General features: G+C 70.0%; 24 protein-coding genes. 2 read left to right on the top strand and 22 right to left on the bottom strand.

The window, feature by feature from the left end:
* Nucleotides 1–6: 6 nt before the first annotated feature.
* The 12 genes from ABE505_RS09925 to ABE505_RS09870 form a co-directional block, all read right to left on the bottom strand.
* On the bottom strand, nucleotides 7–1,257 hold the full coding sequence (locus ABE505_RS09925) for a glutamate-5-semialdehyde dehydrogenase (protein ID WP_346442093.1): 1,251 nt from the start codon (nucleotides 1,255–1,257) through the stop codon (nucleotides 7–9).
* 71 nt (nucleotides 1,258–1,328) lie between these two features.
* Nucleotides 1,329–2,147: a hypothetical protein gene (locus tag ABE505_RS09920; protein ID WP_346442094.1), complete on the bottom strand. Its 819-nt coding sequence runs from the start codon at nucleotides 2,145–2,147 to the stop codon at nucleotides 1,329–1,331.
* Nucleotides 2,144–3,619, bottom strand: a complete 1,476-nt coding sequence (locus ABE505_RS09915) for a PA2928 family protein (protein WP_346442095.1) — start codon at nucleotides 3,617–3,619, stop codon at nucleotides 2,144–2,146. The genes ABE505_RS09920 and ABE505_RS09915 overlap by 4 nt, the downstream gene beginning before the upstream one ends.
* A 91-nt stretch (nucleotides 3,620–3,710) precedes the next feature.
* Nucleotides 3,711–4,859 (bottom strand): glutamate 5-kinase, encoded by a 1,149-nt coding sequence (gene proB, locus ABE505_RS09910; RefSeq protein ID WP_346442097.1) that lies wholly within the window; start codon nucleotides 4,857–4,859, stop codon nucleotides 3,711–3,713.
* A 10-nt stretch (nucleotides 4,860–4,869) separates the two neighbouring features.
* Nucleotides 4,870–5,136, bottom strand: a complete 267-nt coding sequence (locus ABE505_RS09905) for a YciI family protein (RefSeq protein ID WP_346442098.1) — start codon at nucleotides 5,134–5,136, stop codon at nucleotides 4,870–4,872.
* The gene (locus ABE505_RS09900; RefSeq protein ID WP_346442099.1) at nucleotides 5,133–6,428 is read right to left on the bottom strand and encodes an argininosuccinate lyase; all 1,296 of its coding nucleotides are present in this window, start codon (nucleotides 6,426–6,428) and stop codon (nucleotides 5,133–5,135) included. The genes ABE505_RS09905 and ABE505_RS09900 overlap by 4 nt, the downstream gene beginning before the upstream one ends.
* Before the next feature lie 73 nt (nucleotides 6,429–6,501).
* Nucleotides 6,502–7,449, bottom strand: a complete 948-nt coding sequence (argC, locus tag ABE505_RS09895; protein ID WP_346442100.1) for an N-acetyl-gamma-glutamyl-phosphate reductase — start codon at nucleotides 7,447–7,449, stop codon at nucleotides 6,502–6,504.
* A 10-nt stretch (nucleotides 7,450–7,459) separates the two neighbouring features.
* The gene (locus tag ABE505_RS09890) at nucleotides 7,460–8,776 is read right to left on the bottom strand and encodes an acetylglutamate kinase (RefSeq protein ID WP_346442101.1); all 1,317 of its coding nucleotides are present in this window, start codon (nucleotides 8,774–8,776) and stop codon (nucleotides 7,460–7,462) included.
* 114 nt (nucleotides 8,777–8,890) lie between these two features.
* On the bottom strand, nucleotides 8,891–10,003 hold the full coding sequence (locus ABE505_RS09885) for an acetylornithine deacetylase (RefSeq protein WP_346442102.1): 1,113 nt from the start codon (nucleotides 10,001–10,003) through the stop codon (nucleotides 8,891–8,893).
* A 118-nt stretch (nucleotides 10,004–10,121) separates the two neighbouring features.
* Nucleotides 10,122–11,330 (bottom strand): argininosuccinate synthase, encoded by a 1,209-nt coding sequence (locus ABE505_RS09880; RefSeq protein WP_346442103.1) that lies wholly within the window; start codon nucleotides 11,328–11,330, stop codon nucleotides 10,122–10,124.
* A gap of 54 nt (nucleotides 11,331–11,384) precedes the next feature.
* Nucleotides 11,385–12,395 (bottom strand): N-acetylornithine carbamoyltransferase, encoded by a 1,011-nt coding sequence (locus ABE505_RS09875; protein WP_346442104.1) that lies wholly within the window; start codon nucleotides 12,393–12,395, stop codon nucleotides 11,385–11,387.
* A gap of 271 nt (nucleotides 12,396–12,666) precedes the next feature.
* On the bottom strand, nucleotides 12,667–13,137 hold the full coding sequence (locus tag ABE505_RS09870) for a hypothetical protein (RefSeq protein ID WP_346442105.1): 471 nt from the start codon (nucleotides 13,135–13,137) through the stop codon (nucleotides 12,667–12,669).
* Nucleotides 13,138–13,321: 184 nt separating this feature from the next.
* On the opposite strand from ABE505_RS09870, the gene cysS reads away from it, so the two are divergent.
* Nucleotides 13,322–14,689: a cysteine--tRNA ligase gene (cysS, locus tag ABE505_RS09865; protein WP_346442106.1), complete on the top strand. Its 1,368-nt coding sequence runs from the start codon at nucleotides 13,322–13,324 to the stop codon at nucleotides 14,687–14,689.
* 361 nt (nucleotides 14,690–15,050) lie between these two features.
* Here the strand turns inward: cysS and fabF are convergent, their stop codons facing one another.
* From fabF to ABE505_RS09825, 8 genes are all read right to left on the bottom strand, one after another.
* Nucleotides 15,051–16,289 (bottom strand): beta-ketoacyl-ACP synthase II, encoded by a 1,239-nt coding sequence (gene fabF / locus ABE505_RS09860; protein ID WP_346442107.1) that lies wholly within the window; start codon nucleotides 16,287–16,289, stop codon nucleotides 15,051–15,053.
* A gap of 154 nt (nucleotides 16,290–16,443) precedes the next feature.
* Nucleotides 16,444–16,683, bottom strand: a complete 240-nt coding sequence (acpP, locus tag ABE505_RS09855; protein ID WP_047137282.1) for an acyl carrier protein — start codon at nucleotides 16,681–16,683, stop codon at nucleotides 16,444–16,446.
* Nucleotides 16,684–16,814: 131 nt separating this feature from the next.
* Nucleotides 16,815–17,558 (bottom strand): 3-oxoacyl-ACP reductase FabG, encoded by a 744-nt coding sequence (gene fabG / locus ABE505_RS09850; RefSeq protein WP_346442108.1) that lies wholly within the window; start codon nucleotides 17,556–17,558, stop codon nucleotides 16,815–16,817.
* A gap of 139 nt (nucleotides 17,559–17,697) precedes the next feature.
* Complete coding sequence (fabD, locus tag ABE505_RS09845; RefSeq protein ID WP_346442109.1) at nucleotides 17,698–18,645, bottom strand: ACP S-malonyltransferase; 948 nt, start codon at nucleotides 18,643–18,645, stop codon at nucleotides 17,698–17,700.
* A 139-nt stretch (nucleotides 18,646–18,784) separates the two neighbouring features.
* Complete coding sequence (locus ABE505_RS09840; protein WP_346442110.1) at nucleotides 18,785–19,579, bottom strand: serine/threonine protein phosphatase; 795 nt, start codon at nucleotides 19,577–19,579, stop codon at nucleotides 18,785–18,787.
* A gap of 73 nt (nucleotides 19,580–19,652) precedes the next feature.
* Entirely contained in the window at nucleotides 19,653–20,636 is a 984-nt protein-coding gene (locus ABE505_RS09835) for a beta-ketoacyl-ACP synthase III (RefSeq protein WP_346442111.1), read from the bottom strand.
* A 162-nt stretch (nucleotides 20,637–20,798) separates the two neighbouring features.
* Nucleotides 20,799–20,993: a 50S ribosomal protein L32 gene (rpmF, locus tag ABE505_RS09830; protein ID WP_183425630.1), complete on the bottom strand. Its 195-nt coding sequence runs from the start codon at nucleotides 20,991–20,993 to the stop codon at nucleotides 20,799–20,801.
* A gap of 22 nt (nucleotides 20,994–21,015) precedes the next feature.
* Complete coding sequence (locus tag ABE505_RS09825) at nucleotides 21,016–21,534, bottom strand: YceD family protein (protein WP_346442112.1); 519 nt, start codon at nucleotides 21,532–21,534, stop codon at nucleotides 21,016–21,018.
* Nucleotides 21,535–21,794: 260 nt separating this feature from the next.
* On the opposite strand from ABE505_RS09825, the gene ABE505_RS09820 reads away from it, so the two are divergent.
* Nucleotides 21,795–22,373, top strand: coding sequence for a nucleoside triphosphate pyrophosphatase (locus ABE505_RS09820; RefSeq protein WP_346442113.1), 579 nt, complete (start codon nucleotides 21,795–21,797; stop codon nucleotides 22,371–22,373).
* 270 nt (nucleotides 22,374–22,643) lie between these two features.
* Here ABE505_RS09820 and ABE505_RS09815 read toward each other — a convergent pair whose 3' ends face one another.
* Nucleotides 22,644–23,978, bottom strand: coding sequence for a DUF763 domain-containing protein (locus tag ABE505_RS09815; protein ID WP_346442115.1), 1,335 nt, complete (start codon nucleotides 23,976–23,978; stop codon nucleotides 22,644–22,646).
* Nucleotides 23,979–24,052: 74 nt separating this feature from the next.
* Nucleotides 24,053–25,849, bottom strand: a complete 1,797-nt coding sequence (locus ABE505_RS09810) for a DUF885 family protein (protein ID WP_346442116.1) — start codon at nucleotides 25,847–25,849, stop codon at nucleotides 24,053–24,055.
* Nucleotides 25,850–25,866: the final 17 nt, after the last annotated feature.

Here is a 25,866-nt window from a genome sequence, read left to right as displayed (position 1 = left end):
AGCCCGCTACGGGTGCCGCACCTGACCGGTCCCGCAAACGACGAAGCGCTCGACGGTCAGCGCCTCCAGACCCATCGGCCCGTAGGCATGCAGGCGTGTGGTCGAGATGCCGATCTCCGCGCCCAGGCCCAGCTCGCCGCCGTCACTGAAGCGCGACGAGGCGTTGACCATCACCACCGCTGCGCGAAGCGCCGCGACGAAGCGGGTGGCGTTGTCGTCGTCGCGCGTGGCGATGACCTCGGTGTGGTCGGAACCGAAGCGCTGGATGTGCGCAATCGCGTCGTCGAGCGAGTCGACCACGCGCGCGGCGATGATGAGGTCGAGGAACTCGGCGGCGTAGTCGTCCTCGCTCGCCTCGGCGACGTCGCCGGCCAGGGCACGGACGCGCGCATCGCCGCGGACTTCGACGCCGGCCGCCTGCAACGCCTGCACCGCACGCGGCACGAACGTCGCGGCGATGTCGGCATGCACCAGCAGTGTCTCGAGCGCGTTGCAGGCGCTGGGGCGGCTGGTCTTGCCGTCGATCAGCATCCGCAATGCAACCTCGGGATCGGCGCTGGCATCGACGAACAAATGGCACACGCCCTTGTAGTGCTTGATCACCGGCACCCGGGCGTGCTCGGCGACGAAGCGGATCAGGCCTTCGCCGCCGCGCGGGATCGCCAGGTCGACAATCTCGTTGAGCTGCAACAGGGCGAGCATGGTCTCGCGGCGCAGGTCGGTCACCAGGGTCAACGCGTCGGGGCCGACGCCGTGCGCGGCGATCGCCTCGCGCAGCGCGGCGGCGATCGCGGTGCTGGAGTGGATCGCCTCGCTGCCGCCACGCAGGATCACCCCATTGCCGGCCTTGATGCACAGCGCCGCGGCATCGGCGGTCACGTTCGGGCGCGCCTCGTAGATCATCGCGATCACGCCCAGCGGCACGCGCATCTTGCGCACGTGCAGGCCGTTGGGGCGCACATCGTCGCGGGTCACCTGCCCGACCGGATCGGGCAACCCCGCCACCTCGCGCACCGCCGCCGACACGCCCGCCAGCCGCACCGCGTCCAGGCGCAGGCGATCGAGCAACGCGCCGCCGGTGCCGCGCGCCTGCGCCGCCTCGAGGTCGCGCGCGTTGGCGGCCAGAATCGTCTCGGCATGCGCGTCCAGTGCATCGGCCATCGCGCGCAGCAGCGCGTCGCGTGCCGCGGTCCCCAGGCCGGCCAGCGTACAGGCGGCGTCACGGCACGCCAGGGCCTGATCGCGGATGGTCTGCATGTCGGCTCCTGTGCCCAATGAACAGGGCGTCACCCTAGCATCGCCGAGCCGGCGTCGGCGCGCCGGGGCGGCTAATCCAGCGTCGGCAACGCCACACGCGTGGGGCGTGCAGGCAGGTACAGCACCTCGAGCGTGCGCGCCGCCTCCACGCGCGCCAACCGCAACGGCGCGATCGCGCGCTTGGCGACGACCGTATGGGTGACGCCGGCACGATCGACGAAGCGCAGGCGCAGGGCGATGACGGGTGCTTCGTTGATCACCGTACCGGTGTGCTCGGCCGACAGCACCTCGGCCACCGCCGGCGCGCCGGCGTAGCGCAGCTCGACGGAGACAGGTACGACGTGGCGCCGCAGCAACCGCACGACGAAGGCCAGCGCCGCCGCCAGCAGCAGCATCGCGATCGCCAGTCCGAACTCGGCCTGCCCATGACCGAACATCTCCGACCACTCGCCGCCGGCCTGGTAATGGCGCAGCCGCAGGCGCCAGGCGCACAGCGCGGCGATGCCCAGCGGCAGCAGCGGCAAGGCCCCGGCCCAGATGCCCGGGCGCGAACGCGCGCCCTCGATCAACAGTCGCGGCGCGCGACGCGGGTCCGGCGCCAGCCGCACCATCAGGCGCCCACCGGGCACGAATCGGCGCAGTTGCGGCCGGGTGTCGACCAGCGTCACCGCGTCCTGGATCCGATGTCCGCTCAGGTTGTCGAACGCCAAGGTCACCGTGGTCGCCGGGCCCGGCCCTGCGCTCGCCGCGAGCACCTCGGCCTCGCGGCGAACGCCAGCGGCGGCGATCCGGCGCAAGCGCCACCAGTGCCGCAGCGGCCACGCCGCAGCCCACAGCGCCACCAGCACCAGCAGTGCCATCGCCGCAAGCACCACCATCAGTTCGATCATCGGGTCGCCTCCGACGCCGGCGCGCCCGGCGCCAACGGCTGCGTGTCGCGTGTGCGCGCCAGGTAGCGCCAGCCGGTGCCGCTGCCCGGCTCCACCCGCAACAGCACATCCGAGCGCGCATCGTCGCTACGTCCAACGGCCAGCAGCGCGCCGTCGCGTGCGCGCCAGATCGCATCGAGCCGCTCCACCTCCAGCGCCAGCGTCCAGCGCACTTGCCCGTCCTCGCCGACCGCACTGAGCAGTTGCGGCGCACCGCGCGCCGCATGGGTGGCGTGCAGCACCAGGCGATCGCGCGCCGCGCCGACCGTCCACAGGGCGTTGTCGGCCGCGAGCGGCGCATGCCGCAGCAGGCCGCGCATCGCGTTCACGTACGCATTGCGCGCAGCGCGCGTCTGCCGTGCTTGCGCATTGGCCTGCTGCCGTTGCGCACGGTAGGCGGCCATCGCGCGCGTGTACTCCAACTGCTCGGCGCTGAGCTGGCGCAGCGCGGCCGGCAGCTGCGCACGGTAGCGCGCCCGTGCCTGTCGATAGGCGGCCTCGTTGGGAAAGTCGGACGGCTCGCGCCCGAAATGCGGCATGCGCGGCGACTCGGGCTTCGGCACGTCATGTTCCGGTCCGACCTGCGACAGCGCCGTGTCGACGGCCAGCGGTGCGCGCACCGGATCACGCAGGAACACGCCGCGGATGAACACCGCCTCGCCCACCGGCGCGAAGCGATTGGTCTGGGGCGATCGCCAATCCAGTCGTCCACGCAGCATTTGACGGCGCACATCGAGCATGTCGTCGCCGGCGCGCTCGCGCCCGGCGGCCACCGCCTGCGCCTGCGCCGGTGTCGCCAGCAGCGTCCAGCTACCGTCGGCGTCGACCGCCGCCGAGGCCGACGCCAGCGCAGGCGCGGCCATCCCGGGGTCGGCTTTCTCGAACAGCGTCGCCGGATCGATCTCGTCTGCAGCCGTCGCCGCCAGCGTGTCGCCGTCGATACGCCAAGTGCGGCCCTGTACGTCGACGACGGCCAACTGCCCGGCCTGCGCGTCGTAGCGCGCCCGTTCCACCGGTGCGGCCAGGGGGCCGTCCGGCTTTTCACGGTGGCCATCGGCACGGCCGAAGGCATAGACCGCATTGCGCCAGGCAAACAGATAGCGCTGCGATGCACCCAGCAGTGCGCCGCGGCCCCAGTCGCGGCCTTGCGCATCCTCGGCGTCCAAGCGCCGGCTCCACAGCAACCGGCCGTCGCGCATGTCCACGACTTGCGCGTACTGACGCGAGCGACTGCGCACGATGCCGTTCTCGACCGCGTGCGCGCGCGTGTCCTCGAGCACGAACGCCATCTGCGGCGCGCTTGCATCGTCGAGCAGCAGCGGCCCGGACTGGATCCGGCTATCGGCATAGCGCGAGAGCTGCCAGCTCACCAGCAACGGAAGGCCGGCCACCAGCGCCAGGCCCAGGCCCACAACCGCGACGGTCTTGAACATCGAGCCGCGCATCATCGCTCCCCCGTTGCTTCGACGCCCGTGACGCGCGGCCGCGCCGGTCCGGCGCTCTCACCGGTCGCCAACCGCGGATTCACGTCAGCACCAGATCGTCGCGGTGGACGATATTGCCGCCGTAGCTGTAGCCCAGCACCGACTCGATGTCGCGCGTGTGCCGGCGCAACAGGCGGCGGATGTCATCGGCCGAATACTGGCTGACGCCACGCGCGACCGCATCCTGGCCATCGCCATCGCGCCGCACGATCTCGACCAGGTCGCCGCGACGGAACGCCCCCTCGACCGCGACCACGCCGCCGGGCAGCAGCGACGCGCCCTTCTCCACCAGCGCATGGGCGGCACCGGCATCGACGACCAGCGCCCCCGGCTCGGCCGGCGCGTTGCGCAGCCAGTGCTTGCGCGCCGCCAGCCGGGTGCGCAGCGCATGGATGCGGGTGCCGGTCAGCCGGTCATGGGCCAGCGCCTCGAGCACATCGGCGCGACGGCCGTTGAACAGCACGGTCGCGATGCCGGCCGAGGCCGCGCGCTGAGCGGCTTCGAGCTTGGTGCGCATGCCGCCGGTGCCGACGCTGCTGCCCGCACCGCCCGCCACCGCGAGCAACGCCCCGCTCATCTGCGCGACCACCGGCATCGGCCGTGCGAACGGCTCGACCCGCGGGTCGGCGTCGTAGAGGCCATCGATGTCGGTGGCGATGAACAACACCTCGGCATCGACCAGCGCGGCGACGATCGCAGCGAGGTTGTCGTTGTCGCCCAGCTTGAGTTCGTCCACCGACACCGTGTCGTTCTCGTTGACGACCGGCAAGGCGCGGTGGCGCAGCAACGCCTGCAACGTGGCGCGCGCATTGAGATACCGGCGACGGTTGCGCAGGTCGTCGTGGGTCAGCAGCACCTGCGCCACGGGCCGCTCGAAGAAGCCCTGCCAGAACCCGGTCAGCCGGGCCTGGCCGAGCGCGGCCAGCGCCTGGCGCTCGGCCATCGGCGCGCCCGGCTCGCCGCCGGCCTGCAGGATCGCGCGGCCGGCGGCCACCGCCCCCGACGAGACCAGCACGACCTCGCGCCCGGCCGCCTGCCCGGCGCGCACGAAACCGGCCAGCGCGGCGGCGTACTGCGGCGACAGCCCGCCGCCATCGGCGGCCAGCAGACTGCTGCCGACCTTGAGCACCGCGCGCCGCCACGGTGGTAGCGGTTGCTCGGGGAACGCTTGCGTGTCGGAGGCGGTCATCGGCCGGATTTCAGCGGGTATGCCACTCGTGGACGATGAGATCGCTGGTCTGCCGCAGCGCCAGCGGATCGGCTGCGGCGATCGCGCGCGCCGCCTCCAGCGAGGCGACATTGCGCAACAGATACGCACCGCCGCTGCCATCACCGAAACCGCCGGTCATCTCCAGCACGCCGCGCGCGCGCAGATCATCGAGGAAGGCCTTGTGCGGTGCGATGACCGCGTCGTCGAAATCCGATCGCCGCATGGCCAGCACCAGATATCGGGTGACCGTGCTCATGCCAGCGCCTCCCAGCGCGCGCGCAAGGCATCCAGCCGCAGGTCGGCGGCCCCGCCCGGCGAGGTCCGCGCGGCCAGGCTGCCTTCGGGCGTGCGGCCCTGGCCGGCGGTGTCGGCGCTGGCCGCAGCCGCCTGGTAGGCCTCCCGGAACGGCACGCCGGCGATCGCCGCCTCGACCGCGACGTCGGTCGCGTACATGCCCGAATCGACCGCCGCGCGCAGCAGGTCCTCGCGCCATTCCAGGTTCGCCAGCAGCGCCGGCAACAGCTCCAGCGCCGCCAGCCCGCGACCGAAGCCGTGGACGATCGCGCCCTTGGAGCTCTGCAGGTCGCGGTGGTAGCCCGACGGCAGCGACAGCAGCTGCTCGATCTCGGTGCGCGCCGCCGCGACGCTGGCGTGCGTGGCGCGCATCAGCTCGACGACATCGGGATTGCGCTTGTTGGGCATGATCGAGCTGCCGGTGGTGTACTGCGCCGGCAACGCGACAAAGCCGTACTCGGCGCTGGTGAACTGCGACAGGTCCCAGGCCAGGCGACGCAGGTCGAGCGTCGCGCTGCCCAGCGCCTCGAGCGCGGCGAGTTCGAACTTGCCGCGCGAAAGCTGCGCGTAGACCGGCGAGACCTGCAACCGCGCGAACCCCAGCGCGGCCGTCGTGTGGTCGCGATCGAGCGCCAGGTTCACGCCGTAACCGGCCGCCGTGCCCAGCGGATTGCAGTCGATCAGCGCCAGGGTGTCGGCCGCGCGCACCGCATCGTCGATGAAGGCCTCCGCCCAGCCCGACCACCACATGCCGCCCGAGGACAGCACCGCGCGCTGGATGTGGGTGTAGCCGGGAATCGGCAGGTCGCGCTCGGCCTCGGCACGATCCAGCGCGATCTTGGCGATCTCGCGCGACAGCGCGGCCAGACGCGCCAGCTTCTCCTTCAGCCACAGGCGGGTGGCGACCAGCACCTGGTCGTTGCGGCTGCGGCCGGTGTGGATGCGCCGGCCGGCATCGCCCAGGCGCTCGGTCAGGCGCGCCTCGATCGCCGAATGGCCATCCTCGAAACGGTCGTCGAGCACGAACGCGCCGCTGCGGAAGTCCTCGGCCAGCGTCGCCAGCTCGCGCTCCAGGCCGGCGAGTTCGTCAGACGACAGGATGCCCACACGCTGCAGTCCTTGCGCATGCGCGGCGCTCGCGGCGATGTCGTGCAGGAAGAACGCTCGGTCGAGGATCACGTCGTCGCCGGCCAGGAACGCTTGGATCTGGGTGTCGACAGCGACGCCAGGCTTCTGCCAGAGAAGATTGCTCATCGAAATGCGTCTCGGAATGGGCTTGTGTTGGATGCCCGCACAGGGATGTGCGAGCGCTTGCCAGCGACTCGCGTCACTGGATCGAAGTCAGTTCGGCGAACCCCAGCGCGCGGTTGAGATTCTGCATCGCCTGCGTCGCCGCGCCCTTGAGCAGGTTGTCGAGCGTGGCGACCACGACCACACGGCCGTTGCCCTGGGCCATCGTGAAGCCGCCGACCTGGGCGCCGTGATGGCCGGCGATGCGGCTCACCCAAGGTGCCTCGTCGACTACCTCGATCAACGGCTCGTCAGCGTAGCGGGTCTCGAAGCGCGCCTTGACCGCATCGCGCGACAGCGGTGCGCGCAGCCACAGGTTCACGGTCATCGTGATGCCGCGGAAATGCGGCGCCACGTGCGGCATGAACTCGACCGGCACGCCGAGCCGGGCCGAGACCTCGCGCTCGTGCACATGGCCGGTCAGCGCGTAGGGCATCAGATTGTCGGCCAGCAGCGCGACATTGTTCTTGTCCGACGGCGTGGTGCCCGCGCCCGAGTAACCGGACACGCCGAAGCATTGCGGCGGGCCGGCGAGCTGGTCGAGCAGCGGCGCGATCGCCAGCTGCATCGCGGTGGCGTAGCAGCCCGGATTGCTGATGCGTCGCTGGCCGTTGTAGGTATCGCGGGTCAGTTCCGGCAGGCCGTAGTACCAGGCTGGATCGAACCGGTAGTCGGCCGACAGGTCGACGATCACCGTCTCGGGCCGGGACGCGTCGAGCGCCGCAACGAACGGCGCCGCCTTGCCATTGGGCAGCGCCAGGATGACCGCGTCCGCGCCCTTGGCCGCGACTGCGTCGGCATCGAGAGTCTCGAAGCGCAGTGCGCCCTGCCAGGCGTCGTTGTGGTCGGCCACGCGCTGGCCGTCGAGCTCGCGCGAGGACACGAACAACAGGTCCAGCCCCGGGTGCGCGGCGACGAGGCGGATCAGTTCGCTGCCGGTGTGGCCGCGCGCGCCGACGATGCCGATGGTCTTCTTGTCCCTCATGTCGGTGTCCTCAGCCCGCCAGCGTCGCGGCGCGCGTCGCGCAGTGTGCCACGCAACGCTGGATCTGCTCGAAGCCATCGAGGCCGTACCAGAACACCTTCCACTTCTCCTGCTTGATGCAGCCGTCGGATTCGGCGTAGTAGAAGATGTTGACCGGGTTTTGGTGACGCGAGCGCCAGAACAGCTGCGGCGTCTCCTCGCGCATCACCTGCCAGACTGCTCGGCCCAGGCCTTCGCCCTGAGCGTCGTCGAGCACGGCGAACTTGTCGAGGTAGGTGCTGCCCTCGGCCGCGGTCAGCACGACCGCAGCCCGATAGTTCTCGCTGACGTAGGCGCGCAACAGCGGCGTGCGCTCGAAGTAGTCGTCGGCCAGCGTACGTCCGAAGCTCGACTCGATCAGCGTGCGCAGCCGCGGCAGGTCGAGGGCGTGCCACGCGGTCGCGCGCAGCACGCGCTCGCCGCGCCGCACCAGCGTGCCCGAGCCCTTGTGCGTGAACAGTTCCTTGGCCAGGTCCGCGGGCCGGGTGATCGAGACCGACGAGGCCAGCGGCAGCCCTTCGAGCAGGTCCTTGATCTGCTCGATCTTGACCTTCATGCCGCCGTGCAGCCACGGCTGCCGGATCAGGTGATCGTATTCGGTCGACAGGTTGATCGAGTCGATGACCTTGCCGCTTTCATCGAGCAGCCCGCCGGTGCCGGTCAGGAAGATGATCTTGTAGGGCTGCAGCGTGCGCACCAGCTCGTTGGCGGCGAAGTCGGCGTTGACGTTGAGGATCTGGCCCGAGGCGGTCTCGCCCAGGCTGGTGATCACCGGGATCGAGCCGGCCTGCAGGCTGGCCTCGATCGGCGCCAGGTTGACGCGCTCCACCTCGCCCACCAGCCCGTAGGTCTCGCGATCGAGGTAATGCGCCTCGAACACGCCACCGGTGATCGAGGTCGCGCGCGCCCCGTTCTTCTGCAACGCCTCGACCAGGCGCAGGTTGGCGGCCTGGAACACGCGGCGCACGATCGCCAGGGCTTCGGGCGTGGTCACGCGCAGGCCGTAGACGGTCTTCTTCTCGATCCCGGCCGCCGACAGTTCGGCGTCGAGCTGCGGACCGGCGCCGTGCAGCACGATCGGCGTCAGGCCGACTTCCTGCAGGAACGACAGCGACGACGTCAGATCGTCGAGCTCGTCGCGCAGGACCGCGCCACCGACCTTGACCACGGCGAAACGCTTGGCATCGAGCTGCGAGAAGCGCTTGAGGTATTGGCTGATCTCTTTCGCGCTGGCCATGCTCGAAAGCAGGCGCACGATGGTCTGGCGGGTCTGTTGGTGTGCGTGCATGGGTCTGGGCTTGTGATGTGTCGCGCATGGAGGCGCGGACGGATGAGGAAGGACGGGCATCGCCGCGCGATCAGGCCGCGGCAGCGCGACGACGGCGCGCGACGGGCAGTGCGCTCATGGACGCGAGCCGCCGGCGATGATCCGATGCACCGCGGCGGCGTAGCGCTGCAGTTGGTCGAGGGTCACGAACTCGTCGGCGGTATGCGCCTGGGCGATGTCGCCCGGTCCGTACACCAGCGCGGTATGGCCGGCGGCCGAGAACAGCGAGGCCTCGGTCCAGAAATCGACCGCGTTGCCGATCGGCAGATCGAACGCATCGGCGATGTCGCGTGCGGCGAGCCGCCGCTCTTCCGCCCGCGCAGCACTTCCATCAAAAGCCGCGCCCGACGGCAGGCTCGGCCCACGGAACGTCTCTTGGAAATGCGCGGCGGCAGGCTCGGCGAAGCCGGCGAAGGTCGCCAGCAGCCCATCGACATCCATCGACGGCAGCGGCCGGAAGCCGAAGCGCAGTTCGGCCTCGGGCGCGATCATGTTGGCCTTGATTCCACCGTCGATCCGGCCGATGTTGAAGCGCAGCCCGGTCAGACCGCCGAAGCGCTCGGCGTCAAGCGAGGCGACGTGATCGAGCGCACGGTCGCCCCAGCGCACCGCCTGATGCAACGCACTCGCGGCCGGGTCCTGGCGCCCGGAGGCATGCCCGGCGCGGCCGGCGAAGCGCATCAGCACCGAGCTGATGCCGCGATGCGCGAGTACCGCCTCGCACTGCGTCGGCTCGGCGACCAGCACCGCATCGAACGACAGCCCACGCGCCAGGAACGCGGCGATGCAACGCGGATCGTTGGCTTCTTCGTCGGACGAGAACAGGAAGGCCGCGTCGCCGCCGCAGGCATTGGCCGCGGCGATCAACGCCGCGGCTGCGCCCTTGATGTCGCATACGCCCAGCCCGACCACGCGGTCGTCCAGGCGCCGCATCGTATGCGGATCGGCCGACCACGCCGGCGAGTCGGGCACGGTGTCCAGGTGCACGTTGAACAGCGCCTTCGGCGCGCCGCGCACCGCATACAGGCTGACCGCGCCGGCGCCGTGGTCGATCACCTCGACCGCGAAGCCCGGCAACTGCGCACGGATGTAGTCGAAGATTCCGCCCTCGGCGGCGATCGCCCGCGGCGGATTGCGGGTATCGAAGGCCACCAGGTGTTCGAGATGGTCGAGAGTCTGTCCAAGCATGGATTGGCACGCCTTCAGAACTGCTTCTATCCGGCTGGAGGAGAGCCCCCTTCCAGCTGAAGGGGGCGCGCCAACGGCGCGGGGTTTAAGGTGAAATGCCCAGCCAAGCCAACCGCGGTCAGCCGCGGTTGACCTGCGCGTACAGCGTGGAGCTCATGCCAAAGAGCTTGATGAAGCCTTCCGCTTCCTCCACGCCCCAGTCGGCCGACTGCGCATAGGTCGCGCCCTTGGCGTTGAGGATGTGCGGCGAGCGCACCGCCACCGCATCGACGCGTCCGCCGCGGGTCTCGAGCACCACCTCGCCGGTCACGTTGGCCTGCGACGAGGCCAGGAACGCTTCGATGTCGGTCTTGAGCGGGTCGTGGAAGAAGCCCTCGTACACCAGCTCGGTCCACTTGCGCGCGACCTCGGGCTTGAAGCGGTTCTGCTGTTTGGTGAGCACGGTGTCCTCGAGCGCACGGTGCGCGGCGAGCAGCGAGATCAGACCCGGCGCCTCATAGACGATGCGACCCTTGAGCCCGATCACGGTGTCGCCGGTGTAGACGCCGCGGCCCACGCCGTAGGGCGCGAACAGGGCGTTGAGCTTGGCGAGGATCTGCGCGCCCGGCAGCGTTTCGCCATCGAGGGCGACCGCCGTGCCCTGCTCGAAACGCAGCGTGACCTGCAGCGGCGCTTCCGGCCATTGGGCGCGCGGTGCGCACCAACCCCGAGCGCCCTCGCCCGGCGCTTCCCAGCGGTCGATCTCGCCGCCGGACATGGTCACGCCCAGCAGGTTCTCGTTGATCGTGTAGGCCTGCTGCTTGGCGCGCACGCCGAAACCGCGCGCTTCCAGATACGCCTGCTCGTAGGCGCGGGTCTGGGTGTGTTCCTTCTGGATCTCGCGGATCGGCGCCACGATGCGGTAATCGCCCTGCGCCTTCACGGCCAGGTCGAAACGCACCTGATCGTTGCCCATGCCGGTGCAGCCGTGCGCGATCGCATTCGTGCCGAGCTCGGCGGCGCGCGCGAGCGCGGCGTCGACGATCAGGTAACGGTCCGACACCAGCAGCGGGTACTGGCCCTGATAGGCCTCGCCGGCCCAGACGAACGGCTTGACGAAGCCGTCCCAGATCGCCGGCCCTCCATCGATGGTGACATGGCTGGCGACGCCCAGCTCGGCCGCACGCTGCTCGATGAACGCACGCTCCTCGGCATCCACGCCGCCGGTGTCGGCGAACACGGTGTGCACGGTCCAGCCGTGCTCTTGCAGATAAGGCACACAGAAGCTGGTGTCGAGGCCGCCGGAGAAGGCAAGGACGATGTCGCGGGACGTGGTGGCGCTGGTCATGGGCTGTGGTCCGTGGAGATGCGAAAGAGGAAGTCGATATGGATGCAGTGCGCGTCAGCGCATCAGGGTCGCCATGACCGCCTTCTGTACATGCAGGCGGTTCTCGGCTTCGTCGATGGCGATGCACTGCGGCGAATCCATGACAGCGTCGGTCGCCTTGACGTTGCGCCGCAGCGGCAGACAGTGCGAAAACACGCCGTTGTTGGTCAGCGCCATCTTCGCCTCGTCGACGATGAAGTGCTGGTACTGGTCGCGGATCGGCTTCTCCGGGCCCCAGTTGCCGAAGAACGGCAGCGCGCCCCAACTCTTGGCGTAGACCACATCGGCGCCGGCATAGGCACTGTCGATGTCGTGGCTGACCGCCAGCGAGCCGCCGCTCTCGGCGACGTTCTGCCTGGCCCAGTCCATATAGCGTTCGTCGAGCAAGTAGTCCGGCGTCGGGCACAGCAGGGTCACGTCCATCCCCAAGCGCGTGGCGATGGTCAGCGCGGAATTGGCGACCGCGGTGTTGAGCGGCTTGGGGTGATAGGTCCAGGTCAGCACATACTTTTTGCCGCGCAGATCGGAGGTGCCGAAGTGCTCCTGCAAGGCCAGCGCGTGCGCCAGCTCCTGGCAGGGATGGGTGATGGTCTCCATGTTGATGACCGGCACCGGCGAGTACTTGGCGAAGGACTTGAGCACGATGTCCTGGCGGTCGTACTGCCAGTCCACGAACTTCGGGAACGCGCGCACGCCGATCATGTCGACGTAGCGGCCCAGCACCCGCGCGACTTCGGCGATGTGCTCCTCGGTGTCGCCGTCCATCACCGTGCCCAGGTCGAACTCGATCGGCCAGGCATCCTTGCCGGGCTGCAACACAATGGCGTGGCCGCCGAGCTGGAACGCGCCGAGTTCGAAACTGGTGCGCGTGCGCATCGACGGATTGAAGAACACCAGCGCGATCGACTTGCCCTTGAGCGCGTCGCCGAGCTTCTCGCGCTTCAAGCGCGCGGCATCGGCCAGCACGGCGTCGAGGTCGGCGCGGCTCCAGTCCTGGGTGTTGAGGAAATGGCGGATGGCGGTCATCGGCAATGGGCTCGTGGAAGGCGGGAAAGGAAATGGTCGGCGCGGAAACGAAAAAACCCGGCCTGGGCCGGGTTTGGTCGGATACCGCGCAAACGCGCAGGCAGGTTCCGTCTAGCCCGGGAGGATGTGGGCTTGCGGTCGACGCGCGCGCGAGGTCATGCCCGACGCCATGCGGGCGGAGGTCAGGATGTCGGCGTCGGCGCGGCATGCGGTCATGGGCGCGCATCCTCGCACGCGCCGCGCTGCGCTGCAACAGGCGCCCGCAGCGGACTCAACGCGGTTCGACGACAGGAGTCACCGAGACCCGCACCCGCAGCCGGTTGCCGGGGTCGTAGGGCAGCCGGGAGCGGTACTTGACCCCCTTGTGCACGTAGTCGACGTCATAGGCGATCGGCCGGCGGAACTCGCGCTCGACCGGCACCATGCGGCAGTCGCCGCCGGCCGAGCGGTCGACTTCTTCGACCTTCTCGTCGTCCGAACGCAGCACGTCCTTGACCGCTCCCACCACCCGCGCGAAGCCGCGGCGTTGCGACTCGGCCGTCACCGGCGTGGTCGCCTCACAGCGCTCGACCATGCTGGTGGCGCGCAGCGTCTGATACACCGGCTCGGCGCGCAGCACCTGGGCGTACTCGATCCGCGCGTTCTCGATCTGTTGCGGCGTCGGCGATGCGGCAGGCGAGGATTGTGCAAACGCCGCGACGGGCGCAGCGACGGCGAGCAGGGCCAGGACGGGCACTGGCATGGACGAGCGACGGATTCGACGGGCGAGTGTGGGCACCGAAGCAGTGTAGGCGCCCCCCGACGACCGGGGCTGAATCCTCGCTGTCGTGGCCCGGCCCGATCGGCCGACGTCCGGACGCCATCGCGCGGCCTGTCGCCCGCGGCGTCCCGCCGCTAGAATCGGGCGGTTATCCGGCGAGCGCGCAATGTCCCTGCACCTGTACAACAGCCTGAGCCGTCAGGTGGAGCCCTTCGCCCCACTCGACCCTGCCTGCCCGACGATGTACGTCTGCGGGCCCACCGTTTACAACTACGTGCACATCGGCAATGCCCGCGGCCCCGTCGTGTTCGGCGTGCTGGCCGACCTGCTGCGCCGCCGGTACGGGGCGCTGCGCTATGCGCGCAACATCACCGACGTCGACGACAAGATCAACGCCGCCGCAGCCGCCCAGGGCGTGCCGATCTCGGCGATCACCGACCGCTTCGTCGCTGCCTACCGCGAGGACATGGCCGCGCTCGGCGTCGCCCCGCCCGACATCGAGCCGGCCGCGACCGCGCACATCGACGGCATCATCGTGATGATCGAATCGCTGATCGCCGCCGGTCACGCCTACGCGGCCGAAGGTCACGTGCTGTTCGCGGTCGACACCTTCGACGGCTACGGCAAGCTCTCGCGCCGCGACCCCGACGACATGCTCGCCGGGGCCCGCATCGAGGTCGCGCCCTACAAGCGCGGCCCAGGCGACTTCGTGCTGTGGAAGCCCTCGACCGACGCCCTGCCCGGCTGGGACTCGCCCTGGGGCCGCGGCCGCCCGGGCTGGCACATCGAATGCTCGGCAATGGCCGCCGCGCACCTGGGCACCACGATCGACATCCACGCCGGCGGCGTCGACCTGCAGTTCCCGCACCACGAGAACGAGATCGCGCAGAGCGAATGCGCCCACGGCGGCGCGCCGTTCGCGCGTGTGTGGCTGCACAACGGCATGCTGACCTTCGCCGGCAGCAAGATGTCCAAGTCGCTGGGCAATATCGAGCGCGTGCACGATCTGGTTCGCGCCCACCCGCCCGAGGCGCTGCGCTACGCGCTGCTGTCGGCGCACTACCGTCAGCCGCTGGACTGGTCGGACGCCTTGATCGCGCAGTCGGTGCGCACGCTCGACCGGCTCTACGGCACCCTGCGCGACCTGCGGGACGTCGACGCCGCACCGGCGATCCCCGACAGCATCGAGCGGGCCCTGGACGAGGACCTCAACACGCCGGCCGCCTTGGCCGAACTGGCGCGCATCGCCGGCGAGGCCCGGCGCGCCGAGACGCTCGAGGCCCGTGCCACGCACAAGGCCGCGCTGCTCGGCGCAGGCCTGGCCTTGGGCCTGCTGCAGCAGGCGCCGGCCGACTGGTTCGGCCGCGGCGCCAGCGACGACGACGACGCCCGCATCCAGGCCCTGATCGACGAACGCATCGCCGCCAAGGCCGCTCGCGACTTCGCCCGCGCCGACGCCATCCGCGACCAACTGGCGGCCGAACGCATCGTGCTCGAAGACACGCCCCAGGGCGTGCGCTGGAAGCGCGGCTGACGTCCCCCACCTCTCCCGCACGCGGGGGAGGGCTTGGATCGCTCGCCTCGCCGCACGCGGGAAGCCTTGATCGCGCACTTCTCCGCACGCGGGGAAGGCTCTGTCGTTCACCGCCCTCGCCTGCGGGGGCGGTCGGCGCCGCAGGCGCCGGGTGGGGGCTGCTCCTGCGCGCGATGCGGGTGCCCGCTTCACTGACAGCCCCCACCCAACCCTCCCCCGCACGCGGGGGAGGGCTTGGATCGTTTGCCTCGCCCACACGCTGGGAGGGCTGGATCGTGCGCCGCCCCGGCCTAGGGAGGCGAACTTTGATCGCGCGCACGCGGGGTTCTTGAATGCCATCAACGTCTGGACACCAGAGGCGTCAGACCTTACGCAGCACCAACGAGCCGTTGGTGCCGCCGAAGCCGAACGAGTTCGACATCGCGTACTCGACCTGCACCTGCCGCGCGGTGTGCGGCACGTAGTCGAGGTCGCAGCCCTCGCCTGGGTGATCGAGGTTGATCGTCGGCGGAATGATGCCGGCGTGCAGTGCCATCGCCGAGAACACCGCTTCCACACCGCCGGCCGCGCCGAGCAAGTGGCCGGTCATCGACTTCGTCGAGCTGACCATCACCTTGCCGGCCTGGTCGCCGAGCACGCTCTTGATGCCCATCGTCTCGGCCAGATCGCCGGCCGGTGTCGAGGTGCCGTGCGCGTTGATGTAGCCGATCTGCGAAGCGTCGATGCCGGCATCGGCGATCGCCGCGCGCATGCAGCGGGCACCACCCTCGCCATTCTCGCTGGGCGCGGTCATGTGGTACGCATCGCCGCTCATGCCGAAGCCGGCGACCTCGGCGTAGATGCGTGCGCCGCGCGCCTTGGCGCGCTCGTACTCTTCGAGCACCAGGATGCCGGCACCGTCGCCCATGACGAAGCCGTCGCGGTCGCGGTCCCACGGCCGCGAGGCCGCGGTCGGGTCGTCGTTGCGCGTGGACAGCGCCTTCATCGAGCAGAAGCCACCGACCGAGGTGGGCGTGGTCGCGAACTCGGCGCCGCCGGCGATCATCACATCGGCATCGCCGTATTGGATCATGCGCATCGCCAGGCCGATGTTGTGGGTGGCCGTCGTGCACGCGGTCACTGCGGCGATGTTCGGCCCCTTGGCACCGGTCATGATCGAGACCTGGCCGGAAATCATGTTGATGATCGTGCTGGGCACGTAGAACGGCGAGATCTTGCGCGGGCCGCCCTCGTGGTACTTGATCGCGGTCTCTTCGATGCCCTTCAGGCCACCGATGCCCGCGCCGATCGCCACACCGATGCGCTCGGCGTCCGCCTCGCGAATCTCCAGCCCGGCATCGGCGATCGCCATCAGGCCGCCAGCCACGCCGTAGTGCACGAACGGGTCCATCTTCTTGATGTCCTTGGCCCCGATCCACTGTCCGGCATCGAAGCCCTTGACCTCGCCGGCAATGCGCGTGGCGAAGTTGGAAGCGTCGAAATGCGTGATCGGGCCGATGCCCGAACGCCCGTTGACGATGCCGTCCCAACTCGAGGCCAGGTCGTTGCCCAGCGGCGAGAGGATGCCGATGCCCGTGATGACGACGCGGCGCTTGGCCATGGTGAACTCCTGACGTGGATGCGGCGCAGATCGCGGCCGCCGATACGCACGAGGCCGCAGTGCGGCCTCGTGACAGATTCGGATCGGGCAGCCGACCGGCGGACCGGTCGGCACCTGCGCGCGCCGCCGAGCGGCACGACGCAGGACGCGGGCATCAGCCCTTGGCGTGTGCCTTGATGTAGTCGATCGCCTGCTGCACCGAGGTGATCTTCTCGGCTTCTTCGTCCGGGATCTCGCACTCGAACTCTTCTTCCAGCGCCATCACCAGCTCGACGGTATCCAGCGAGTCGGCGCCCAGGTCGTCGACGAACGAGGCGTTGTTGCTGACCTCGTCTTCCTTGACGCCCAACTGTTCGATCACGATTTTCTTGACGCGCTCTTCGATGTTGCTCATAGGTCTTCTGCTCCGGGGAGGCGATTTGCGGTGGATAGTGTAAGGGAAAGCCGGGCAGTGGGCGCACCACCATCAAAGCCCTTGCCATTCAACGACTTGCCCTCGAAATCGGGAGAACGGTGACCGCCGTCTCAGGGCATGTACATGCCGCCGTTGACGTGCAGGGTTTCACCGGTGATATAGGCGGCGGCCGGGCCGGCCAGGAACGCCACCGCCTGTGCGATGTCGTTCGGCTCGCCCAGGCGGCCGAGTGCGATCTGCTCGGTCAGCGCGGCCTTGGAGGCTTCGGGCAGGTCGCGGGTCATGTCGGTGGCGATGAAACCGGGCGCGACCACGTTGACCGTGACCCCGCGTGAGCCGATCTCCTTGGCCAGCGACTTGCTGAAAGCGATGATCCCCGCCTTGGCGGCGGCGTAGTTGGCCTGGCCGGCATTGCCGGTCACGCCGATCACCGAGGCGATGTTGACGATGCGGCCGCGGCGCGCCTTCATCATGCCGCGCATCACGGCCTTGGAGCTGCGGTAGACGCTGGTCAGGTTGGTGTCGAGGATGGCCTGCCAGTCCTCGTCCTTCATCCGCATCAGCAGGTTGTCGCGGGTGATGCCGGCGTTGTTGACGAGGATCGAGATCGCGCCGAACTCGGCGGCGATCGACTCGACCAGCGCCTCGATCGCACCGGCCTGCACCACGTCCAGCACGCGGCCGTGGCCGCCGTGCGCGGCCAGGCGTTCGCCGATCTTCGCAGCGCCGGCCTCGCTGGTCGCGGTGCCGATCACGGTCGCGCCCTGCGCGGCCAGGGTGTCGGCAATGGCGGCGCCGATACCGCGGCTGGCGCCGGTGACGAGGGCGATCTCGCCCGAAAGCGGTGTGCTCATTGAATGCTCCGGAAAAAGGACGTCGGGGTGCGACGGATCGACAGCGGGGTCACGGATCGTTCGGGATCAACGGCGCGCGGTGCGATGGCCGTCCGCCCTGTCCGCGATCGCGCCGGCTGGCCGAGCCGCCACGCGGTGATCAGGCGGCCCAATCGGCCAGCGCGGCGTCGAAATCGGCCGGCAGGCCCAGCGCGCGCGCCTCGATCGACTTGTCGATGCGCTTGACCAGGCCCGCGAGCACCTTGCCCGGCCCGCACTCGGCGATGCGAGTGGTGCCGCGCGCGGCCAACGCCTCGACGCAGCGCGTCCACTGCACCGGCAGGTAAAGCTGGCGCACCAGCGCGTCGCGGATCGCGGCAACGTCCTCGTGCACGGCGGCATCGACGTTCTGGACCACCGGCAGCGCAGGCGCCTGCCAGGCGATCGCGCCCATCGCGTCGGCCAGCCGGTCGGCGGCCTCGCGCATCAGCGGGGTATGCGACGGCACGCTGACCGCCAGCTTCACCACCTTGCGCACGCCACGCTCGCCCAGCAGCGCGATCGCCCGGTCGACGGCCTCGGCATGCCCGCCGATCACGACCTGCCCCGGAGAATTGAAGTTGGCCGGCACCACCACCGCGGTGTCGACCGACGCCTCGCGGCACAGCGTCTCGACCAGCGCGTCCTCGGCGCCGATGACCGCGGCCATCGCACCGGTCCCGGCCGGCGCGGCGTCCTGCATCAGCTGCCCGCGCAGGCGCACCAGACGCGCGCCGTCGGCAAGCGACAGCGCACCGGCCGCGACCAGGGCGGTGTACTCGCCCAGGCTGTGTCCGGCGAGTACCTTGGGACGCGCACCGCCGCGCTGCTCCCATGCACGCCACACCGCGACACCGGCCGCCAGCAACGCCGGCTGGGTGAACTCGGTGCGCCCCAGCTCGGCCTCCGGCCCCTGCTGGGCCAGTGCCCACAGGTCCACGCCGGCGCCATCGGAGGCTTCCGCGAACGTGTCGCCCACGATCGGGTGCTGCGCGGCCAGTTCGCCGAGCATGCCCAGCGACTGCGAGCCCTGCCCGGGAAACACGAATGCGAGTTGCGATGCGGTCACACGATCTTCCAGCGGAAAAAACCGGGGCGATGATAAGGGGCCGGATACGACATTGTCTGTACTGCGGCGTATGCAGGGCGGCACCGCCTGCGCGTCGCCACGCCTTGGGCGGGGCAACACAGCGGTCGGCCCAGCGGGCTCAGAACAGCATCTGCAGCAGATCGATCTCGCCGTCGTCGATCCAGTCCCACAGCACGAACGCAATCACCAACAGCGGCAGCAGCGTCGCGGCATGCACCACGAGGATCGAGTGGGCGATGTGCCGCGCCGAGCGCCCCAGCCATTGCATGCGCCGCGCCAGCCCCTCCAGGCGCCCCACCTGCCCGGCATGGCGTGCGACCTCGCAGCACCCATCGCGCAGCGCCGGCGCGAGCAGATCGGCCAGTGCATCGGTGCGCCCGTCGTAGTACTTGGCGATGCCGAACGCGAACAGCAGCCAGTCGCGCGCCTGCGCCTGCGGCAGCGACATGACCTCGAGCGGATCTTCCTCGAAGTCGATGAAGCCCACCCGGCCGGCATCGTCGATCGTGATGTTGCGCGGGACCATCTGCCCGAAATAGGCGCCACGCGCGTGCGCGTCGGCGATCGCCGCGATCACCTGCCGGGTCAGCGCATCGATCGTGGCTGCATCGCCATCGGCTGCACGCAGGCGCGCGGCGAACGTGGTGCCGATATCGCTGAGCAACAACGTCGACTCCCCCTCTCCGAGCACCCGCGGCACGCGGATGCCCAGCGCCTCGAGTTCGGCCAGGCGGCGCGCCTCGATGGCCTTGGCCTCCTCGCCGCCGGGATGCGGCGGCGGGCGCAGCGCATCGATTTCCAGCTTGCGGACGACGGCGTCGAGCAGACCCAGGGTCAGCTTGCGGCTGTCCCCTGCCTCGTAGGCCTTGAGCCAGGCCTCGCGCCCGGCGATGACGATCGATTGCACGCCCATGGCGGCATCCTCCATGCGATCGCAGACGGTCTGCGCGGGGCCGGACCGGTCACGCGCGCGCCGCGATCGACACTCAGTAGCGCAACAGCGCCGAACCCCATGTGAATCCGCCGCCGAAGGCTTCCAGCAGCAGCAGTTGGCCGCGCTCGACGCGACCCGAACGCACCGCCTCGTCCAGCGCCAGCGGCACCGAGCCCGACGAGGTGTTGCCGTGCCGGTCCACGGTCACGACCACGCGGTCCATCGGCAGGTCCAGCCGCTTGGCGGTGGCCTCGATGATGCGCAGATTGGCCTGGTGCGGAATCAGCCAGTCGATATCGTGACGATCCAGGCCGTTGGCGTGCAGTGTCTCGTCGACCACCGAGTCGAGCGCCTTGACCGCGTACTTGAACACCTCACTGCCGGCCATGCGGATGCGCACACCGGCATTGGGCTCGTCGGGCTTGAAGCCGGCCGATACGCCGACCGGGTTCCACAGCAGTTCCTTCTTCGCGCCGTCGGCGTGCAGATGGGTGCTGAGGATGCCGGTCTCGCGATCAGCCTTGAGCACCACCGCACCGGCACCGTCGCCGAACAGCACGCAGGTCGTGCGCTCGGTCCAGTCGACCATGCGGGTGAGGGTCTCGGCGCCGACCACGAGCACGGTTTTCGCATCACCGGACTTGATGAACTTGTCGGCGACCGACATCGCAAACAGGAAGCCCGAGCAGGCCGCGTTGACGTCGAACGCGCCACACCCGCCCGCGCCCAGCCGCGCCTGCAGCAGGCAGGCGGTGGACGGGAAGATGATGTCGGGCGTGGTGGTGCCGACGATGATCAGGTCGAGTTCGCCGGCCGAAACCCCGGCCGCCTCCATTGCGCGCGTGGCGGCATGGAAGGCCAGATCGCTGGTGGTCTCGCCCTCGGCTGCGATATGACGCTCGCGAATGCCGGTGCGGGACGCGATCCATTCATCGCTGGTGTCGACGATCTTCGACAGGTCGTCGTTGGTCAGCACCTTCTCGGGCAAATAGCTGCCGGTGCCTGCGATGCGGGAATAGATGCGTTCGCTGCTCATCGTGCGGACTGCCCTCGCCTCATGAACGTCTTGGGAAGGACGGCGGCGACCGGCACGTTCGCGAAAACGACCGGCGCTATGCCGCAACGCGGCGCGTCGCCTGGAAAGAAGCGTGATACACGCCGAAAGGTCCGCCGCGACGCGACGGACCCGGGAAAGACCTCAGTCTTCCTCGACGATCCGCGTCTTGGGCTGGATCACCTGCTTGCCGCGGTAGTAGCCATCGGCCGTGACGTGGTGGCGGATATGGGTCTCGCCGGTCGTCGGGTCGGTCGACAGCAGCTTGGCGCTCAGCTTGTCGTGCGCGCGGCGCTGGCCACGGCGGGACGGGGTCACTCGGGATTTCTGCACAGCCATGGGAATTGCTCCAGCAACAGGTTCAGTTGTTTCGTTCTTTCTTGAGATCCGCCAATGCCGCGAACGGATTGACGCGTGTTTCTTCTTCGGTCGACACCGGCCAGTCGCGCTCGACCGTCTCCGACCCCGGGGCCGCTGGAATCAGCGGCACCGCGAGAATCAGCTCGTCCTCGACCAGCGCGGCCGGCGACAGCATGCCGTCCTCGGGGACCAGCAACGCTTCGTACTCCGGCAGCAGCCCGGCCTCGTCCGCCTCGTCGCGGATCAGGCCCAGCCGCTGCACCGTCCCGACCGGCAGCACGAACCGCTGCAGGCTGCGCTGGCACATCAGCGGCAGCATCGCGTCGATCCGCAGCTCCGCGTACGGGATCTGCAGCGCGTCGCGACCGAACTCGATCGAGCAGACGACGTCGTCGGCCTCGGTGTCGGCCAGGACGTCGCGAAGACGCGACATCGACGACAACGGAACCTTGGCTTCCAGACGGCTTGAGGCCGCGACCAGACGCCAAGCATCGACCAACTCGGGCATTTGCGCGGACATAAGCCGCTGAATGTTAAAGACGTGCCGAGAGCCTGTCAAATACGCCATCGCCCCGGAATCGTCTTCGACCGCCCGGCGATGCTGCCGGCATCGTTCGACTCCGCCTGGAGATGCTGCCGACGCCGACCGATGGATTGGTATTGTAACCGCGGGGGCAAGCGTCGCGGCCGTGATGCGACCGCTCATGCATCCGGACAACGCACGATGGACCGCACGCCGCCGGTCCGCTCCCTGATCCTCGCGACGCCACAGGACCCAATATGCCCGCCCCCCTGATCCTCGGCTCCACCTCGCCCTACCGCCGCGAGCTGCTCGCGCGCCTGCGCCTGCCCTTCGAATGCAGGCGCCCGGAGGTGTCCGAGACACCGGCGCCGGGCGAGGATGCGCAGACGCTGGCGATCCGCCTGGCGCTGGCCAAGGCGGTCGACGTAGCGACCCATGCACCCGACAGCTGGGTCATCGGCTCCGACCAGGTCGCCGCGCTCGACGGCGCGCCGCTGGGCAAGCCCGGCGACCGCAACGGCGCCATCGTCCAGCTGTCGGCGATGGCGGGCCGCACCGTGGTGTTCCACACCGCCGTGGCCCTGGTCCGCAACGGCGAGCCGGCACGTCAGGTCCTCGACCGCACGCAGGTGCGCTTTCGCGCCCTCGACCGGGCCACGATCGAGCGCTACGTCGACGCCGAACAGCCCTTCGACTGTGCCGGCAGTTTCAAATGCGAGGGCCTGGGCATCGCCCTGTTCGAGGCGATCACCAGCGACGACCCGACCGCGCTGATCGGCCTGCCGCTGATCGAGACCGCCCGCCTGCTGCGCGAGGCGGGCTACGCGGTGCCTTGAGAATCCTGCCTGGAGCCGCGCCCCACCCGGCGCGCCATGCGCGCCGACCGCCCCCGCGTCGCGGGGGCGGTGACCCTACCGCAAAGCGCCGCCCGCCCCACAAGACAGCGCCCTCCCTACTCGCCGAGTAACGCCCCCTCCCCCACACGCGCGGGGGAGCGTTGGTGTGGGGCGAACGCCCACGACGATGCCTCACCCTGCCCGCGTGCGGCGCATTGCGCCCTTGACGGGTGGAGGGTTGGGGCGGGGGGCAGACGCCTCGCGGATATCTCACCCGGCGCGTGCCGCGCCTGCGTCATCGGCCGGCGGCTCCCAGCCGAACACGCTGCGGCCGCCGTAGGCGTGCGAGGCGGCGCGCTCCTGGGCCAGGAACGCCGCCAGCGACGGGCCGCCCGCGGTCGCTTCCAGCGCGCGCGATTGCGCATCGAGCCGGCGGATCGCCGCCAGCCGGTCGTCGTTGCCGAGCCTGGCGCGCGCCACCGCGGTGCGCATCACGTCGATCGTGCGGTCCAGCACCTGTGTGGGCACCGGATACGGATGCCGGTCCTTGCCACCGTGTGCGAGCGAGAACCGCGCCGGATCGCTGAATCGGCACGGCGTGCCGTGCACGACCTCGGCGACCAGTGCCAGCGCCCGCACCGTGCGGGCCCCGACCCCCGGCACCTGCAGCAGCTCGGTGAAATCGCGCGGCCCGCATTCAGCCGCCGCGGCCAGGGCGCCGTGCAGACGCCGCAGCACGACATCGCCACTGCGGACATCGTGGTGATCGGGCAGGCTCAGATGCGGCTGCAGCGGCGGCGCGCCAACATCGACCGGCGCAAACAGATCGCCGGTCGTGCCCGGCGCCATCGATACCGGTGCCGCGCGCGTGGCGCGTGCGGGTACCGCGCCGACCATCCGTTCCAGTTGCCCGAATTCCCGCACCAACTGCGCAGGCGCCATCTCCTGCAGCAGCGCGACCTGCGATGCGCGCGAGGCGGCCGCGCGCCGATCGGCGAGATTGACGATCCGCCCCTGCCCCGGCCCGTCGATCGCGGCGTGCGGCGCATCGACGAAGCTCTCCAGGCCCTCGGACAGCCAGTGGTAGCGACGCGCCTGCCCTCGCCCGCCGTGCATGCCCTGCTGGATCACGACCCACTGGCCGTCGTCGGCGACGATGAAGCCGTGCAGATAGAGATCGAAGCCGTCCTGCACCGCCGCGCTGTCGACCTTGGCGACCAGCCGACTGGTGCGCGCCAGCGCCGCGCCATCGAGACCGGTGCGCGCGCCGACCGCCAGCAGTTCATCGGGGGTCGCCCGGGAATGCCGCCCGCGCCCGCCGCAGACATGCAGGCCGAGTTCGCCCGACAACGGCGCCAGCCCGCGCTTGAGCGCGCCGACCACGCTGGTGGTGATGCCCGACGAATGCCAGTCCATCCCCATCACCGCGCCGAAGGCCTGGAACCAGAACGGATGCGCCAGCCGGCGCAGCAGCTCGGCGCGCCCGTACTCGAGCACGATGGCCTCGCACAGCACCGCCCCCAGCCGGGTCATGCGCCGCCCCAGCCACGCGGGCACACGCCCGCCATGCAGGGAAAGGTCAGCGCTGCCGGTACGTCGGGACATGCGCACAGGCTGCCGCGGCGACGTCTCAAACCGTGAGATCGCCCGCCAGCGGCACGTCGGCGCCCACGCCGTCGTCAGGTGCGCTCGGCCGGCGTCGCCTTCTGTTCCGCGATGAAGCGCCGCACCTCCGCCTCGAGCACCGGCAACGGCACCGAGCCCAGATTCAGGATCGTGTCGTGGAACGGCCGCTGGTCGAACGCGGGCCCGAGCGCGCGCTCGGCCTCGGCGCGCAGGTCGAGGATGGTCTTGTAGCCGATGTAGTACGACAGCGCCTGGCCCGGCCAGGAGATGTAGCGGTCGACCTCGGTCACGACATCGTGCTTGGCGAGCGCGGTGTGGCTGGCGAGGTAGTCGATCGCCTGCTCGCGGCTCCAGCCATCCTCGTGCAGGCCGGTGTCGATCACCAGCCGCGCCGCGCGCCACATCTCGAACGTCAGCCGGCCAAACTCCTCGTAGGGCGTCTCGTACAGGCCCATGCGCGTGCCCAGCCACTCGGTGTACAGGCCCCAGCCCTCGCCGTAGCCGGAGAAGTAGGTCTGCTGGCGGAAGTCCGGGCGTGCCGGCGCCTCGAGCGCAAGTGCGGCCTGGAAGCTGTGGCCCGGCGCGCACTCGTGCAGCACCAGCGCCGGCAGGTTGTACAACGGCCGCGACGGCAGGTCGTAGGTGTTGAAGAAACACGCCTCCAGCCCGCCGCGGCCGGAGGTGTAGATCGGCGCGATGTCATCGGCCACCGGCAGGATCGTGAAGCGGTAGCGCGGCAGCGTGCCGACCACGTACTGCAACTGGCCGTCGATCTTCTTGGCGATCAACGACGCCTCGGCCAATAGCCCGCGCGGCGTGGTCGCATAGAACTGCGGGTCGGTACGCAGGAACTCGATGAACTGCGCCAAGGCCCCGTTGAAGCCCGCGCGTTGCTTGACCTGCTCCATTTCGGCGGTGATGCGCGCGACCTCGGCCAGGCCCAGGTCGTGGATCTGCCGCGGGTCCATGTCACGGGTCACGTACTCGCGGATCTGCGCGCGATAGAACGCGCGGCCGTCGGGCAGGTCGCTGGCGGCGATCGTGGTGCGCGTGCGCGGCAGGTACTCGCCGCGGATGAAGCCCAGCAGCTTGCTGTACGCCGGGATCGCGCGTTCGAGCACCACACGCCGGCCTTCCTCGCGCAGCTGCGCGCGCACGGGCTCGGGGATGGTGGCGGGAATGCGCTCGAAGGTCGCCAGCAGCGGATTGCCCTCGCCCGTCTGCACGTAGGGGTCGAGCGTGTTGTCGCGACCTGTGAGCGTCGCCCGCGGCACGCTCCAGCCCCGCGCCAGGCCACGTTCCATGTTCGCGATCTGCTCGTCGAAGTACCGAGGCACGTCCGCCAGCCGGCCGATGAACCGGCGCCAGTCGGCCTCGGTCTGGAACGGCTGGCGCGGGTTGATCCCGCCCCAGAAGAAACTGTCGCTGTTGAACGGTGCTTCGTAGGTGCGCCACTGCGCGTTGGCGACATTGGCCTCGAGGGTGGCGCGGAACACCGCGGCATTGATGCGCTCCTCGCCGCCGAGCGCATCGGCGTCGATGGCATCGAGCGCGGCCAGCGTCTGCGTCCAGTAGTCGGCGCGGCGCGCCCAGGCCTCGGGGGTCACCGACGGCAGGCGATCGCCGGATTGCCAGCGCCCGTCGACCTTCTCGCGCACGAACTCGCGCTGCCGCCACGCCCACTCCTGCGTGTAGAGCGCGCGCAGGGCGGCTTCTGCGGCGTTCGCCGGTGCGGCCAGCGGCGCGGGAGGCGCGTCCTGCGCCAACGCAGGCACGACGGCGCCGATCGCGAGCGAGACCGACAGGGCGAGAACGGACAGCGTCGTGCGACGACGCGGTGGCATGGACATCGGGCAACTCCTGGACA

The organism is Luteimonas sp. TWI382 (genome assembly GCF_039674545.1).
In the GTDB taxonomy this organism is placed as follows: domain Bacteria; phylum Pseudomonadota; class Gammaproteobacteria; order Xanthomonadales; family Xanthomonadaceae; genus Luteimonas.
The sequence above is the reverse complement of the archived record's forward strand: the minus strand, read 5'-3'. Positions and strand labels throughout refer to the sequence as shown.